Raw genomic sequence first — 14,363 nt, forward strand, 5'->3', positions numbered from 1 at the left:
TCCCCCCCCACCCCCCCCCCCGCCCGGCGGCCCCGCCCCCCCCCCCGGCCCGCCACTACCGTGCTGCCGAACCACGTCGTCCAGGCAAGGACATGCCGTTGTACACCCTGTGAGACCTCCCGAGAGCTGATCTGTCGCGCGGCGCGCATCCGCGCCGCGCTCCTTTTTGCTGCGGACTTCTCACTGGAACCGGTGTACCTCTGTGCTCAACAGCTGGGTGGTCATGGCCACCTGCCTGCCACTCGTCCGCCGTCGCTGCCCCACCTGCGCGTCCGAGCGCTTCCGGGCCGACGGCAGATTCCGTGTCAACGCCAACCACAAACGCCTCGACGCCTGGCTCCTCGTGCTCTGCACCGGCTGCGGCGAGACGGCGAAGCTCACGGTCTTCGAGCGGATGAACGTCCGCTCCGTACGGCCCGAGCTGCTGGACCGCCTGCATGCCAACGACCCGCGCCTGGCCTTCGCGTTGCTCCAGGACCCGGTCGTGCGGCGCCGTAATCGCGTCGCACTCGACTGGGACGACGCCTGGCGCCTCGACACCGGCGGGTCCGGTCACCCGGACGGCGAGGTCGTCGACGTCTCGGTCCGCTTCGCCGCCCGGATCCCGGTCCGGCCGGTGCGGCTGATCGCCGAGGGGTGCGGCCTTTCGCGGGCCGAGGTCGAGAGACTGATCTCGGACGGGAGACTCGTCGCGGCGGTCGGCCTGCGCGGCAGGCTCTCCGGCGACTTCACCTTCACACTGAAGCGCTGAGCGCTTCTCGGGCCCCCGGGCTCACGGTCGCCGTGAACCCGGGGCCCGCACGTCACGGGCGCCGCGGGCCGAGCACGCAGAACTCGTTGCCTTCGGGGTCGGCCAGAACGACCCACGACTGCTCGCCCTGGCCGATGTCGACACGCCGTGCGCCGTGGGCCACGAGACGGGCCACTTCGGCGTCCTGGTCATCAGGCCGGAAATCGAGGTGCAGGCGGCTCTTCGCCTTCTCGTTCGCCTCGACCCGGACGAAGTCCAGCCCCGGCATGCGGTCCGGCTCGGGGCGGATCTCGAACTCGTCGTCCGAGGAGTGGACGACGACCCAGCCCAGGGCGTCGGCCCACCATCGTCCCAGGGCCGCCGGATCCACCGAGTGAACGATTACCTGTTCCCATTCCAAGGTCATCGGCGGAGCTTACACGCGTGTTCCGTGCCCGGCCCGGGAGTTGAACTCACCCCGTTCCGCGCGACGCCCGACCGCCGGGGCCGGACGAGGCCAGGGCGGCGGCCACCGCGATCACGGTCACCGTTCCGGCGGCCATGACGCCGCAGCGGGAGCGCCAGGACATGACCGACCAGCAGGACTGCGCGGACAGCAGGGAGGCCGTACTCAGCCAGGATCCGACCGAGGCGACGGACAGGGCCGAGCCGACGGATCCGACGGAGAGCACCGAGCCGACCGAGCCGATCGACAGGCAGGACCCCACCGAGCCGATGGAGAGCACGGAGTCACGCGACCAGAGGGAGAGCGTGGACATACCCCCATCGTAGGTTCGGGACCGGCGCTTCACGACTGCGCCCGCGGCCGGAGTGGCACCCACAGCCAGGGGTGAAGACGGGTCCGGCCCACGACGTCGCCGCTGTGGGCCGCGGCCACGGCGCCGACGACCGGGGTGGCGAGCACGGTGAGCAAGGTCGGCAGATAGCCGACGTCGGTGGCGAACGCCACGACCAGCGTCTCGGGCAGGAACAGCGTGCCGGCGACGGCCCCGGCGAGCAGCCCCCGCAGCGGGGCCCGGGCGGTGAGCCGGTCGGGCGCCGAGGCGAGGGCGCCGCCGGTGGCGGCGCCGAGCAGGACGCCGACGGCCAACGTCCCGCCGACCGCCACGACACCGCGCAGGATGCCCGCGAGGGCGTCCCCGCGCATCCCGGTGAAGAGCCACGCGATCGCGTACACGAGCCAGATCAGCCCGAAGAACCCGGCGGGCCCCACGGCGATGCGTATTCCGAGCCGAATCCCTCGGCGAACCACCTGTGTGTCGGTCACGTGCCCCCCAGCCCGTTCTCCCGTACCCCTGTCGGTACGTCCCGGGCCACGGTAGGGCATCCGGTGAAGGTGGCGGTCGGTCGAGGTGCACGGTCGGGAACGCCTCCGCCGTCCGGCCCGCCGAAGCCCGCCCGCCTTGTGTCAGGTCACTTGTCGGCGGCCTGGAACCCGCGCAGGCGAAGGCTGTTGCCGACCACGAAGACCGAGGAGAAGGCCATCGCGGCCCCCGCGATCATCGGATTGAGCAGCCCCGCCGCGGCGAGCGGCAGGGCGGCCACGTTGTAGGCGAAGGCCCAGAACAGGTTGGAGCGGATCGTGCCGAGCGTCCTGCGGGAGAGCCGGATCGCGTCGGCCGCGGCCCGCAGGTCCCCCCGTACGAGAGTCAGGTCGCCGGCCTCGATGGCGGCGTCCGTGCCGGTGCCCATCGCCAGACCCAGGTCGGCCTGGGCGAGCGCGGCGGCGTCGTTGACCCCGTCGCCGACCATGGCGACCGAACGGCCCTCGGCCTGCAGCTTCTTGACGACGTCGACCTTGTCCTGCGGCATGACCTCGGCGATGACCTCGTCGATGCCGACCTCGGCGGCGACGGACTCGGCGACGGCCTTGTTGTCACCGGTCAGCAGGATCGGTGTCAGACCGAGGGCGCGCAGCCGCTTGATCGCCTCGGGGCTGGTCTCCTTGATGGCGTCGGCGACCTCCAGGACCGCGCGCGCCCTGCCGTCCCAGGCGACCGCGATGGCCGTCTTGCCGGCCTTCTCCGCCGCGTCCTTGGCGGACCTGAGACCGCCGGGCAGCTCCATCGCCCACTCTTCGAGCAGCTTCTCGCGGCCGACGAGGACGGCGTGGCCCTCGACGACGCCCTGCACACCGAGACCGGGGATGTTGGCGAAGTCCTCCGGGGTGGGGAGCGCACCGACCTTGGCGGCGGCGCCGGTGGCGACGGCCTGGGCGATCGGGTGCTCGGAGGAGTGCTCCAGGGCGCCCGCGAGCCGCAGCACGTCTGTCTCGTCGACGCCTTCGGCGGTGTGGACCTTGATGAGGGTCATCCGGCCGGTGGTGACGGTGCCGGTCTTGTCCAGGACGATGGTGTCGACCTTGCGGGTCGTCTCCAGGACCTCGGGGCCCTTGATGAGGATGCCGAGCTGGGCGCCGCGGCCGGTGCCGACCATGAGTGCGGTCGGTGTCGCGAGGCCCAGGGCGCAGGGGCAGGCGATGATCAGTACGGCGACGGCCGCGGTGAACGCGGCGGTCAGCCCGGAGCCGGTGCCGAGCCAGAAGCCGAGCGTGCCGAGCGCGAGCGCGATCACGATGGGGACGAAGACGGCCGAGATCTTGTCGGCGAGGCGCTGGGCGGCGGCCTTGCCGTTCTGGGCGTCCTCGACGAGCTTGGCCATCCTGGCGAGCTGGGTGTCGGCGCCGACGCGGGTCGCCTCGACGACGAGCCGGCCGCCGGCGTTCAGGGTGGCGCCGGTGACGGAGTCGCCGACGGAGACCTCGACCGGCACGGACTCGCCGGTGAGCATGGAGGCGTCGACGGCGGAGGAGCCCTCGACGACGGTGCCGTCGGTGGCGATCTTCTCGCCGGGGCGGACCAGGAAGCGCATCCCGACCTGGAGTTCGGCCGTCGGGACGGTGACCTCGCGGCCTCCGCGCAGGACGGTGACCTCCTTGGCGCCCAGCTGCATCAGCGCCTTGAGCGCCGCGCCCGCCTTGCGCTTGGAGCGGGCCTCGAAGTAGCGCCCGGCCAGGATGAAGGCGGTGACGCCGGCGGCGGCCTCCAGATAGATGTTCCCGGCGCCGTCGGTGCGGGCGATCGTGAACTCGAAGGGGTGGGTCATGCCCGGCGTACCGGCGGTGCCGAAGAACAGCGCCCACAGGGACCAGAGGAACGCGGCGATCGTGCCGACCGAAATCAGGGTGTCCATGGTGGCCGCGCCGTGCCTGGCGTTGGTCCAGGCGGCCTTGTGGAAGGGCCAGGCGGCGTAGACGACGACGGGCGCGGCGAGGGTGAGGCTGAGCCACTGCCAGTACTCGATCTGGAGCGCCGGGACCATCGCCATCGCGATGACGGGGACGGCGAGGGCGACGGCGGTGATGAGCCGCTGCTTGAGCGGCCGCAGCTCCTCGTCGGCCTTCTCCTCGTCGGTGGGCCTGTCCTCGCCGCCGGAAGCCGCCTTGGGGGGCGTGGGCTCCTCGGCGGTGTAGCCGGTGGCCTCGACGGTGGCGATCAGATCGGCGACGGAGATGTCGGCGGCGGCGTCGAAGGTGACCCTCGCCTTCTCGGTGGCGTAGTTGACGGTGGCCTCGACCCCGTCCATGCGGTTGAGCTTCTTCTCGATGCGGGCCGCGCACGAGGCGCAGGTCATGCCGCCGATGGCGAGCTCGACCTGGGCGGCGCCCGGAATGCTCGTTGTCACTGAACACCTCTCTTTTGGGGCTCGGTTCGCCTCCGGGGCGCCTGTTGCGTGCGTCGACGGTCGATCGTGCTCGGTGGCTCGTTCCTCGCCACCTGCGCGCGTTCTCCCTTTCGACACCCGCGCGCCCCTTCGGCTCACTCGCCGTCGTGGCGGCCGCACCTCGAATGTCGCGGACGGGGGGCCGGAGCCCATGGACGGACGGGCCCCGGCGGCCGGGGTGGGGCCAGGGCGTGTCCGCCCTACGGTCAGGCGCGGCCGGTGAGTTCGTAGCCGGCGTCGTCGACGGCGGCGGCGATCGCGGCGTCGTCGGGCGCGCCGCCGGTGGTCACGGTCACCAGGCCGCCGGCGACGTCGACGTCCACGGAGATGACGCCGTCGAGCGCGGAGACGGAGGTGGTGATCGCGGTCTTGCAGTGTCCGCAGGTCATGCCCGACACGGCGTAGACGGTGGCGGTGCTGTCGGCGACGGCGGTCGTCGTCGCGCCGGCACTGGTCGAGCAGCTGCCGTCAGGAGTACAGCAGGAACTCATGTCTTCCTCCTCGCTAGGGCCATATACCCTCGGGGGGTATCGGCTTCTGGTTCCATGTATACCCCCCTGTGGTATTCCGCGCAAGCTCCTCCCCGGCTTGACTTGATACCCCCCAGGGGTATGGTGGGGTGTATCGAACGGTTACTCACGTACGGGAGAGCTGCCATGAACACCGGAGTGAAGATCACCGCCTTCGCCGCCGCGCTCGCCGCGACCTTCGGGACCGCGTACGGGGTCGGCACGGGCGTCGGCCCCGTGGACGAGCCGGCGAAGGCCGCGCACGGGGAGCATGCGGCCGCCGCGAACGCGGACGGCGCGAAGACGGAGGGCGGGGACGGTCACGCCGGCCATGAGGAGGGCGCCGCGAACGCGCCCGCCGCCGGCGGCCTCCAGGTCTCCGAGGGCGGCTACACGCTGGCCATGGAGACGCCGAAGCCGGTACGGGGCAAGAGCGTGCTCACGTTCTCGATCAAGGACGCGGGGGGCAGGAAGGTCACCGCGTACACCACCGAGCACGGCAAGGAGCTGCACTTCATCGTGGCCTCGCGGGACCTCACGGTCTACCGCCATCTGCACCCGGTGCGCGCGGCCGACGGCACCTGGTCCACGCCGGTCGACCTGCCGGCCGCGGGCGGCTACAAGGCCTTCGCCGACTTCAAGCCCGCCGGGAAGAACGCCAAGGGCGTGACCCTGGGCGTGGACCTGTCCGTACCCGGCGCGTACGCGCCCCAGCCGCTGCCGGCCGCCGCGCGGACCGCGACCGTCGACGGCTACCAGGTCGCGCTGGGAGGCACCCTCGACCCGGGCAAGGCGGGCGAGCTGAAGCTCACGGTCAGCAAGGACGGCAAGCCGGTCGACGACCTGGAGCCGTACCTCGGGGCGTACGGTCATCTCGTCGCCCTGCGCGACGGAGACCTCGCCTACCTGCACGTCCATCCGAACGAGGGCGGGCCCGGCCCGGACGTCTCCTTCACGGCGACGGCGCCGAGCGCGGGGACGTACCGCCTGTTCCTGGACTTCCGGCACGGCGGAAAAGTGCGGACGGCGGCCTTCACGGTGCACGCGGGGCAGGCGACGGCAGGGGCGGATGAGGCCTCGCACGATGCGGGAGGCCACACGCACGGCTAGGCTGGGTCATTGGACTAGACCTGTAGCCGTCATTCATGGAGGAATGGGCTCGATGAGCAACCGTGCAGTCCTTGAGGTGATCGCCCTCGACGCGGAGGACGCGGTCGCCGCCCAGGCCGGCGGGGCGGACCGCCTCGAACTGGTCACCGACATGGCGGCGGACGGGCTGACCCCGTCACGGACCGCCTTCGAGGCGATCCGTGCCGCCGTGGACATCCCCCTGCGCGTGATGCTCAGACTCACCGACGGCTTCGCGGCCGGCGACGTCGACGCGCTGGTGTCCCGAGCCTCCGACCTCCGGGACGCGGGCGCGGACGAGTTCGTGCTCGGCTTCCTGACGGCGGAAGGCGATCCGGACCTGGTGGCGGTCGAGCGGCTGATCGCCGTCCTCGACGGCTGCCGCTGGACCTTCCACCGGGCCATCGACCGCGCCGCGCACCGCGACACCCTGCGCAAGCAGCTCGCGGACCTGCCGGGCCTCGACACCTACCTCACGGCGGGCGCGGCGACCGGCGTCGACGACGGCCTGCCCGTCCTCAAGGCGGAGGCGGCCCGCGCGGGCGAACCGGGCTACGAACCCCGGCTCCTCGTCGGCGGCGGCCTCCGCCTCGACCACCTCCCGGAACTGCGCGAGGCCGGCGTCGACGCCTTCCACATCGGCGGCGCGGCCCGCCCGAACGGCTGGACGGCCCCGGTGTCCCCGGAGGCGGTCCGCATCTGGCGCGAGGCGCTGGACGCGTAGCGCACGTGTTCATGGGAGGGGCGCGGGGCCTGATGGTCCCGCGCCCCTTGCGCGTTTCCATCCATCCATTGCAACGAACGCCTGGGGGTTGTTGCGTTACGTCCACGCCCGTTGCAACGATTTCTCTGCCATTACCTGCAACGATGCCGATTCTGCGCAACGAGCGTGTTGCCAACTCTTCGAACGCAACGTAGCTTTCCAGTATCAGAAACGGCGGGCCGGTAGAGCGCCCGCCACTGAACGAGGAGAGCACCATGCAGCAGTTCGCCACCGCCGCCGCCGTCACCGCCGTCCTGGACATCCCTGCCGGGCGGATCCAGTTCATCGCCGCCGACCGGTCCGACGCCACCGTCGAGGTCCGGCCCGCGAACCCCGCCAAGAGTCGTGACGTGAAGGCCGCGGAGCAGACGACGGTCGAGTACGCCGACGGTGTCCTGCGGGTCCAGGGTCCGGAGCCGAAGAACCAGATCCTCGGCGGCTCCGGATACGTCGAGGTGACCGTCCAGCTCCCGGTCGGTTCCCGGGTCGAGGCGAAGGGCGCCGACGCCGAACTCCGCGGCGTCGGGCGGCTGGGTGACGTCGCCTTCGAGGCCGCGCGGGGCACGGTCAAGCTCGACGAGGCCACAAGCGTCCGCCTCACGCTCCAGGCCGGCGACGTCTCGGTCGGCCGCCTGGCCGGCGACGCGGAGATCCGCACCCGGAAGGGCGACCTGCGCGTCGCCGAGGCCGCGGCCGGCACCGTCACCCTGCGCACCGAGGCCGGCGGCATCTCCATCGGCGCCGCCCGCGGCGTCTCCGCCGCCCTGGACGCCGGCACCTCCTACGGCCGGATCCACAACGCCCTCAAGAACACCGACGGCACCCCCGGCCTCACCATCCACGCCACCACCGCCTACGGCGACATCACCGCCCGCAGCCTCTAGGAGGAGCAGTTCGCTGCATCGGGGGTGCCCGAACGGCGCCCCCGCGGGTCAGCGCCCACCCGCCACCCTCAGGATCGTGCCCGTCGTGTACGACGCGTCCTCGGACAGCAGCCACGCCACCGCCGCCGCGATCTCCGAGGGGCGGCCCGGGCGGCCCAGGGGGATCGTGGCGGCCGCCTTCGCCGGGCGATCCGGGTCGCCCATCGTCGCGTGCATGTCGGTCTCGACGATGCCCGGGGCGACCGCGTTGACCCGGATGCCGTCCCGGCCCAGCTCCTTCGAGAGACCCAGGGTCAGTGCGTCGGTCGCCGCCTTCGTCGCCGCGTAGTGGACGTAGTCGCCAGGGCTGCCGAGCGTCGCCGCGGCGGAGGAGACGTTCACGATCGCCCCGCCGCCCTGCGCGGCCATGTCGCGGGCGGCGCGGCGGCAACACAGCAGGTAGCCCAGGAGGTTGACCTCCACCACCCTCCGCAGGTCCTCGGTCCGCGCGTCCGCGAGGCGCCCCAGCGGCCCCGTCACGCCCGCGTTGTTGACCAGGCCGGTCACCGGGCCCAGTTCGGCCCCGGCCGTGTCGAAGAGCCGTTCCACGTCCGCCTCGACCGAGGTGTCCGCCCGCACCACGACACATCGCGCGCCCGCCGCCCGGACCGCCCGCGCCGTCTCCTCCGCGGCGCCGGCGTCACGTACGTAAACGAGCACCAGGTCGTGCCCCTCGGCGGCCAGACGTACGCAGGTCGCCGCGCCGATCCCACGGCTTCCGCCGGTGACGACGGTCGTACGGGACATGGTCTTCCACCCTTCTCGCGGTCGCGCCGCCCCCACCGTAATCCGCTGGCCGGGATCAAGGACGCTGGCTACTCTCCCGGGCATGGCCGACCTCGTGCGCAGACTCATCGCCGCCCAGTTCCCGCAGTGGGCGGAGCTGCCCGTCGCGCAAGTGGCGTCGGCCGGTACGGACAACGACATGTTCCGGCTCGGCGACGCGATGGTGGTCCGGCTGCCGAAGACCCCCGACAACGCCCGGAGCGTGGTCAAGGAGCAGCGCTGGCTGCCGCACCTCGCCCCGCACCTCCCGCTGCCCGTGCCGGTTCCGTTGGGCGAGGGGGTGCCGGGGGAGGGCTTCGACTCGCCCTGGTCGGTGTACGGCTGGCTCGACGGCGCCAACGCGTTCGACGTGCCGATCGGCGATCTCCCCCATGCCGCCGTGGAGTTGGGCCGCTTCGGCGCGGCGCTGCGCGGCGTGGACGCCACCGGTGGCCCGAAGTCCTTCCGGGGCGGCCATGTCACCGAGTGGACGGGCGACTACATCGACCGCGCCATCCGCGAGCTCGGCGCCGACGGCACGGTCGACGGCGCCGCCGCGGCCGAGGCGTGGGAGTCGGTCCTGCGCCTTCCGCAGTGGGACGGCGAACCCGTCTGGGTCCATGGCGACCTGCTGCCCGGCAACCTGCTGACCAGGGAGGGCCGGCTGAGCGCCGTCATCGACTTCGGCGGCGTCGGCACCGGCGACCCGGCCTGCGACATGATGGCCGGCTGGACGCTCCTCACCCCCGAGACCCGCCCGCTGTTCCGCGAGGCCGCCCGCGTCGACGACGCGACCTGGGCGCGCGGCCGGGGCTGGGCGCTGGGCTGGGGCCTGGTGACGGAGCACTACTACCGGGACACCAACCCCGTCCTCGCCGCCGTCGCCCGCCGTTCGTGGGCCGAGGCGCTCCCGGAGTTCGCATCCGGCGCATGAGGTTCGCGCACGGGGCTGTTCATCACGACCCGCAGCCCCCACCATTCCCCTCACTACTCGTGCGTAACACCTCGTAGGGGGAAGCGTGTTGAGGCTCCGTGTCGGAATCGTCCCGCTGCTCGCGATCATCGCGTCCCTGCTCGTCCCGGCCACGGCCGCACGCGCGGAGGGGACCGCGGCCGCAGCCCGTACCCCCGTCGTCTTCGTGCACGGCTACAACGCGGACCCCGGCGTCTGGGGCGGCCTGCGCGAGGACCTCAAGGCCGACGGGTACACGGACGCCGAGCTGTTCTCCTTCGGCTACGACACCCACCGGTCCGTCAACGAGGTCATCGCCGGCGAGCTCGCCGCGTACGTCGGACAGGTCAAGCGGCAGACCGGCGCGAGCCGGGTCGACCTCGTCGCCCACTCCTTCGGCAGCCTCGTCACCCGCTGGTACGCGAAGTTCGACGGCGCGGGCCAGTCGTCCGTGGCCCACTGGGTGTCGCTGGCCGGCCCCAACCACGGCACCAGCACCGCATGGGCCTGCGCCCTCTGGGACCAGGCCTGCCGCGACATGACCCCGAACTCCTACGTCCAGAAGAAGCTCGCCGAGGGGGACGAGACCCCGGGCGCCGTCCGCTACGCCACGTGGTGGTCGAACTGCGACGAGGTCATCAACCCCGACAACAGCGTCCCGCTGACCGGCGCCACCAACAACGCGGCCGGCTGCCTCGACCACAACGCCCTCCTCGGCGACGACGGGGTCTCCCAGGGCGTCCGCGCCTTCCTCCGCTCCTAGGGGGCGCCTTGTCGATCATGTCGGGCTCGCGACGGCGCCTCAGGCAGTCAACTGCTCCGGCAGTGGTGAGGAGTGAAGGATCGTCAGGCCCGAGACCGCACGCGTCAGCGCCACGTACAGCCGTCGAAGTCCCGTGCGCTCGTCCGGTTCGCCGTCCACCACCGCCGCGGGGTCGTCCAGGACCACGTAGTCGTACTCCAGGCCCTTGGCCAGCGAGGCCGGGACCAGGGTCAGGCGGGAGTCGGCCGTCGTCTCCTCGCCGGGGGAGAGGTACGCGAGCCCCGCCGCCGTCAGCGCCTCCGCGAGCGGGGCGATCCGGGCGTCGGCGGCGATCAGGCCGATCGAGCCCTCGTGCCGGAGGGACTCGACGCAGGCCGCCACCACCGCCGCGTCGAGCTCCGTCGCCTCGGCCGCGCGGACCGTCAGCGAGCCCGGGTTCTCACGGACCGACTCGACGGCCGCCAGGCCGGGGGACATGTGCGGCAGCAGCCGGGACGCGTACGCGATGACCTCGCGCGGCACACGGAAGCCGGCGGTCAGCTCCTCCACCACGGCCTCCGGCTTCCCCAGGTGGCCCAGCGCCTGGGCCCAGCTCTCCGTCGCCCACGGGGTCGTGCCCTGCGCCAGGTCGCCCAGGATCGTCGCCGAGCCGGTCGTGCAGCGGCGGCCGACGGCGCGGTACTGCATCGGGGACAGGTCCTGCGCCTCGTCCAGGACCACGTGGCCGAGCGAGTGCGTGCGCTCCACCAGGTCCTTCGCCTCGTCGATCAGGACCGCGTCCGCCGCCGACCACGTCGCCGACTTCACCGAGCGCCCGGGCTTCGCCCACAGCAGCAGCTTCTGCTCGTCCGCCGACAGCAGCCCCTCCGCGTGCTCCGCCAGGAAGTCGGCGTCGCTCAGCAGCCGCAGCACCAGCTTCGCCGGGTCGACCGCCGGCCAGACCGCCTTCACGACCGCCTTCACCGCCGCGTTGCGCGCCACCGCGTTCTGCACGCGGTCGTCCGGAGCCTCGCCCGCCTGCTCCATCCGCACCAGGACCAGGTGCGCGATGCGCTGCGGGAGCGCCTCGTGCGCGGCGCCGTAGCGGATGTCCCGGTCCAGCAACTCGCGGACGATCTCCTCCAGTTCGTACGCGGGCACCCGCCAGCGGCGGGAGCCGCGCACCACCATCAGCGGCTCGGTGGGCAGCGTGACGTGCGAGCGCACCGCGCGCCGCAGCACCTCCGCCATCCGGGCGTCGCCCTTGACGACCGCCGTCGCCGCCTCGTCCGTCCCCCGCACCTCGACGTGGGCGACGAGGTCGTCGACGGTCGCCTGCTTGACCTCCAACTCGCCCAGCGCGGGCAGGACCTGCTCGATGTAGTGCAGGAAGGACCGGTTCGGGCCGATGACCAGCGTGCCGGTGCGCGCCAGCCGCTCCCGGTGGGCGTAGAGGAGGTACGCGACCCGGTGCAGACCCACGGCCGTCTTGCCGGTGCCCGGGCCGCCCTGCACACAGACCGTGCCCGAGAGCCCGGACCGGACGATCTCGTCCTGCTCGGGCTGGATGGTGGCGACGATGTCCCGCATCGGACCCACGCGCGGCCGCTCGATCTCCGCCTGGAGCAGCCTGCTCGTCCGCTCGAGCTCCTCGGGGTCGGAGAGGTGCTCGTCCTCGTACGCGGTGAGCTCGCCGCCCGTGTAGCCGAACCGGCGCCGCAGCCCGACGTCCTGCGGGTCCTTCTTCGACGCCCGGTAGAACGGTTGCGAGACCGGCGCGCGCCAGTCGATCACCATCGGATCGCCCTGGGCGTCGTGGACGTGCCGTCGGCCGATGTAGAAGCGCTGGCCCTCCTGCGTGGTGTGCAGGTAGTCCAGGCGGCCGAAGAACAGCGGGGTGTGGGAGAGGTCCGCCAGCGCCTTGATCCGCTCGTCGATCTGCGCCTGCAGGACGACGGCGTTGACCCAGTTCGCGGTGACGTCCCTGATGTCGAGCGCCTCGGCGTCCTCGCGCATCGCGCGCAGCGCGGCGCGGGAGCCGGCGAGATGGGCGCGCTCACGCGCCAGCGGGTCCGGCTGGTCGAGAGGGGCGTCCTGAGCGGACATGGCGGTGCCTCCGAGTGCGCGTACAGACATGACCGGGCGGCCGCCGGTTTCCGACCGGGCGGCAGCACTCCACGGAGGGAGGCGGGGAAGTCGGAGATTGTAGCTTCCGGCCTCGGTCGCGGGCCAATGGATTTCCCGGAGGACCGACGCAGGAGGGACCCGTAGGGGACGGGATCCGACCGGAGGGGGACCCAGGTTCCACCCCCGGGCCGATGTGTTCGGAATGTCCGAAATCCATCATGGATGCATGACCACAGCGACCCTCGCCCCCAGTGTCCCCCATTCCCGCCGCCTCACCCTCGCCGTACGCGCGATACGCGCCTTCGGCGGCGCCGCGGTGAACGTCGTCCTGCTCGGCGTGTACGAGGAGGAGGCGGGCGTTCGCAACCCCCGTCCCCAGTACGCGGGAAGGGCAGGCTGAGCGCCCGAAGACCCCCTCGCGGCGTACAACTTTCACCCGCCCCCGTCGGTCTCCTCTTCGCACCGCCGTCTCCCCACGGAGCACAGAGGAACAGAGGAGATCATGAGAATGCCTTCCGCCGGCCGTTTCGCCCGGCTCGGCGCGGCCGTCACCGCAGCGGGTCTGGTCACGGTCGGGATGGCCGCCGCCCCGGCCCTCGCCGACAGCGACATGCTGTGGATCGCGGCACCGTACGAACTCGCGCTGCCCAAGGGCCTCGACGGTCAGCAGGGCCCTGCCGCCACCGTCGCCCTCGGTCTTTACCACGACAACGCCGACCACCGCGTGACCGACGGCCGCCTCACCGTCGACGCCTCCGCGCTGACCGGTATCGCCGAGATCACCTGGCCCGAGAACTGCGCGCCGAACGGCGCCACCGCCGTCTGCTCCTTCCCCGAGGTGCCGCTGACCGGTGGGACCGTGGAGCTGACGGTCCGTGCCGCGTCCGGGGCGGAAGCCGGCGCCAACGGCCGGATCACCTACCAGGCGACGGCCACGACGGACGCGGGCGGGACTCTCGGCGGGCCCGAGAGCTCGACCGACGTCCGGGTCGTCTCCGGCCCCGACCTCGTCCTGGACCAGCCCGCGCCCCTGACCGACGTGAAGCCGCGCAGCACCGTGCCCGTGCCCTTCTCCGTCGTCAACAACGGCAACGTGCCCGCGAACGGCGTCCAGGTCACCTTCCACGTCACGCGCGGGCTCTCCATCGGCACCGTCGCCCCGCAGTGCACCAGCACCCCGCTGGGCGAGGGCGCGATCAAGCCGATCACCAAGGTGGACTGCGCCTTCGACGACGTCGTCGAGCCGGGCGGTTCCTTCACGCTGCCGTCGCCGCTGCTGGCGAAGGTCGCCCCCTACGCGCTCGACGAGCGCATCGACATCGGCGTGGCGACCCGCGGCGGCGTCGAGGACGTGTCGCCTGGGAACAACGGCGCCGTCGCCTCGATAGGCGCTATGAACACGGCGGACTTCGCGGTCCGCGGCGCGCGGGTGAGCGGCGCCGCCGGGGAGACGGTGAAGGCCGAGCTGACGTTCCGCAACCGGGGCCCCGCATGGGTCGCCAACCTCGGCTCCGGCGACCCCGTCGCCGCCGTCGACATGACCGTCCCCGCGGGCGCCACCGTCACGACCGTCCCGGAGAACTGCGAGCCCCGCACCCTGGACGGCGGCTGGTGGGAGAGCGAGGTCCGCACCGGTGCTCCGCGGTACGAGTGCCGGCTCCCGATGTGGGTGGCCGAGAAGCAGACCGTGACGTTCCCCTTCGAGCTGCGGATCGACACCGTCGTCCGCGGCGCCAAGGGCGCGGTGACGCTGAAGCCCCCGTACGGCGACGCGCCCTTCGCGTTCGACCCGAACGTCGCGAACAACCAGGCGAAGCTGGTCCTGAACCCGGCCGCCTGACGGCCGCACCAGCCCTACGGCACACAGATTGGGGGGGGCGCGGCGGGGGGCGCGGCCGGGGCCCCCCGGGGGGGGGTCGCGGGGCGGGGGGGCGCGCCGCGGTGGAGGCCGCCGCGGCGACGGAGCTCCACGCGCGCGTG

15 protein-coding genes are annotated in these 14,363 nt (G+C 72.6%); 8 read left to right on the plus strand and 7 right to left on the minus strand.

Annotated features, from left to right (window positions below; translation table 11 throughout):
* The first annotated feature begins 223 nt into the window (after window positions 1-223).
* A complete protein-coding gene (locus tag ACFVZW_RS17385; protein ID WP_384522188.1) occupies window positions 224-751 on the plus strand; it encodes a DUF1062 domain-containing protein in 528 nt (175 codons plus the stop codon).
* A gap of 52 nt (window positions 752-803) precedes the next feature.
* On the opposite strand, the gene ACFVZW_RS17390 is transcribed toward ACFVZW_RS17385, so the two are convergent.
* The 5 genes from ACFVZW_RS17390 to ACFVZW_RS17410 all read right to left on the minus strand — a co-directional run bounded on the left by ACFVZW_RS17390 (window position 804) and on the right by ACFVZW_RS17410 (window position 4,965).
* Window positions 804-1,157: a VOC family protein gene (locus ACFVZW_RS17390; RefSeq protein WP_384522068.1), complete on the minus strand. Its 354-nt coding sequence runs from the start codon at window positions 1,155-1,157 to the stop codon at window positions 804-806.
* A gap of 46 nt (window positions 1,158-1,203) precedes the next feature.
* Window positions 1,204-1,509, minus strand: a complete 306-nt coding sequence (locus ACFVZW_RS17395) for a hypothetical protein (protein WP_384522070.1) — start codon at window positions 1,507-1,509, stop codon at window positions 1,204-1,206.
* A gap of 29 nt (window positions 1,510-1,538) precedes the next feature.
* The gene (locus tag ACFVZW_RS17400; protein WP_384522072.1) at window positions 1,539-1,964 is read right to left on the minus strand and encodes a hypothetical protein; all 426 of its coding nucleotides are present in this window, start codon (window positions 1,962-1,964) and stop codon (window positions 1,539-1,541) included.
* Window positions 1,965-2,164: 200 nt separating this feature from the next.
* Window positions 2,165-4,435 carry a heavy metal translocating P-type ATPase gene (locus tag ACFVZW_RS17405; protein WP_384522074.1) on the minus strand — a complete coding sequence of 757 codons (2,271 nt, stop codon included), beginning with the start codon at window positions 4,433-4,435 and terminating at the stop codon, window positions 2,165-2,167.
* A 245-nt stretch (window positions 4,436-4,680) separates the two neighbouring features.
* Window positions 4,681-4,965: a cation transporter gene (locus tag ACFVZW_RS17410; protein ID WP_384522076.1), complete on the minus strand. Its 285-nt coding sequence runs from the start codon at window positions 4,963-4,965 to the stop codon at window positions 4,681-4,683.
* A gap of 165 nt (window positions 4,966-5,130) precedes the next feature.
* On the opposite strand from ACFVZW_RS17410, the gene ACFVZW_RS17415 reads away from it, so the two are divergent.
* The 3 genes from ACFVZW_RS17415 (at window position 5,131) to ACFVZW_RS17425 (ending at window position 7,758) form a co-directional block, all read left to right on the plus strand.
* Window positions 5,131-6,093, plus strand: coding sequence for a hypothetical protein (locus ACFVZW_RS17415; RefSeq protein ID WP_384522078.1), 963 nt, complete (start codon window positions 5,131-5,133; stop codon window positions 6,091-6,093).
* A gap of 52 nt (window positions 6,094-6,145) precedes the next feature.
* A complete protein-coding gene (locus tag ACFVZW_RS17420; protein WP_384522080.1) occupies window positions 6,146-6,835 on the plus strand; it encodes a copper homeostasis protein CutC in 690 nt (229 codons plus the stop codon).
* Window positions 6,836-7,089: 254 nt separating this feature from the next.
* Entirely contained in the window at window positions 7,090-7,758 is a 669-nt protein-coding gene (locus tag ACFVZW_RS17425) for a DUF4097 family beta strand repeat-containing protein (protein WP_384522082.1), read from the plus strand.
* Window positions 7,759-7,806: 48 nt separating this feature from the next.
* On the opposite strand, the gene ACFVZW_RS17430 is transcribed toward ACFVZW_RS17425, so the two are convergent.
* A complete protein-coding gene (locus tag ACFVZW_RS17430) occupies window positions 7,807-8,544 on the minus strand; it encodes an SDR family NAD(P)-dependent oxidoreductase (protein WP_384522084.1) in 738 nt (245 codons plus the stop codon).
* Window positions 8,545-8,626: 82 nt separating this feature from the next.
* On the opposite strand from ACFVZW_RS17430, the gene ACFVZW_RS17435 reads away from it, so the two are divergent.
* Window positions 8,627-9,496 (plus strand): aminoglycoside phosphotransferase family protein, encoded by an 870-nt coding sequence (locus ACFVZW_RS17435; protein WP_384522086.1) that lies wholly within the window; start codon window positions 8,627-8,629, stop codon window positions 9,494-9,496.
* Between the two features lie 85 nt (window positions 9,497-9,581).
* Window positions 9,582-10,277 carry an esterase/lipase family protein gene (locus ACFVZW_RS17440; protein ID WP_384522088.1) on the plus strand — a complete coding sequence of 232 codons (696 nt, stop codon included), beginning with the start codon at window positions 9,582-9,584 and terminating at the stop codon, window positions 10,275-10,277.
* Between the two features lie 39 nt (window positions 10,278-10,316).
* On the opposite strand, the gene ACFVZW_RS17445 is transcribed toward ACFVZW_RS17440, so the two are convergent.
* Window positions 10,317-12,362, minus strand: a complete 2,046-nt coding sequence (locus tag ACFVZW_RS17445) for a HelD family protein (protein ID WP_384522090.1) — start codon at window positions 12,360-12,362, stop codon at window positions 10,317-10,319.
* Between the two features lie 247 nt (window positions 12,363-12,609).
* Here ACFVZW_RS17445 and ACFVZW_RS17450 point away from each other — a divergent pair, with 247 nt between their 5' ends.
* Both ACFVZW_RS17450 and ACFVZW_RS17455 read left to right on the plus strand, forming a co-directional pair.
* Entirely contained in the window at window positions 12,610-12,783 is a 174-nt protein-coding gene (locus ACFVZW_RS17450; RefSeq protein ID WP_384522092.1) for a hypothetical protein, read from the plus strand.
* Window positions 12,784-12,885: 102 nt separating this feature from the next.
* Window positions 12,886-14,223 (plus strand): hypothetical protein, encoded by a 1,338-nt coding sequence (locus ACFVZW_RS17455; RefSeq protein ID WP_384522093.1) that lies wholly within the window; start codon window positions 12,886-12,888, stop codon window positions 14,221-14,223.
* Window positions 14,224-14,363 lie beyond the last annotated feature (140 nt).

The sequence above is a fragment of the Streptomyces sp. NPDC059567 genome (genome assembly GCF_042735655.1).
Lineage (GTDB): Bacteria > Actinomycetota > Actinomycetes > Streptomycetales > Streptomycetaceae > Streptomyces.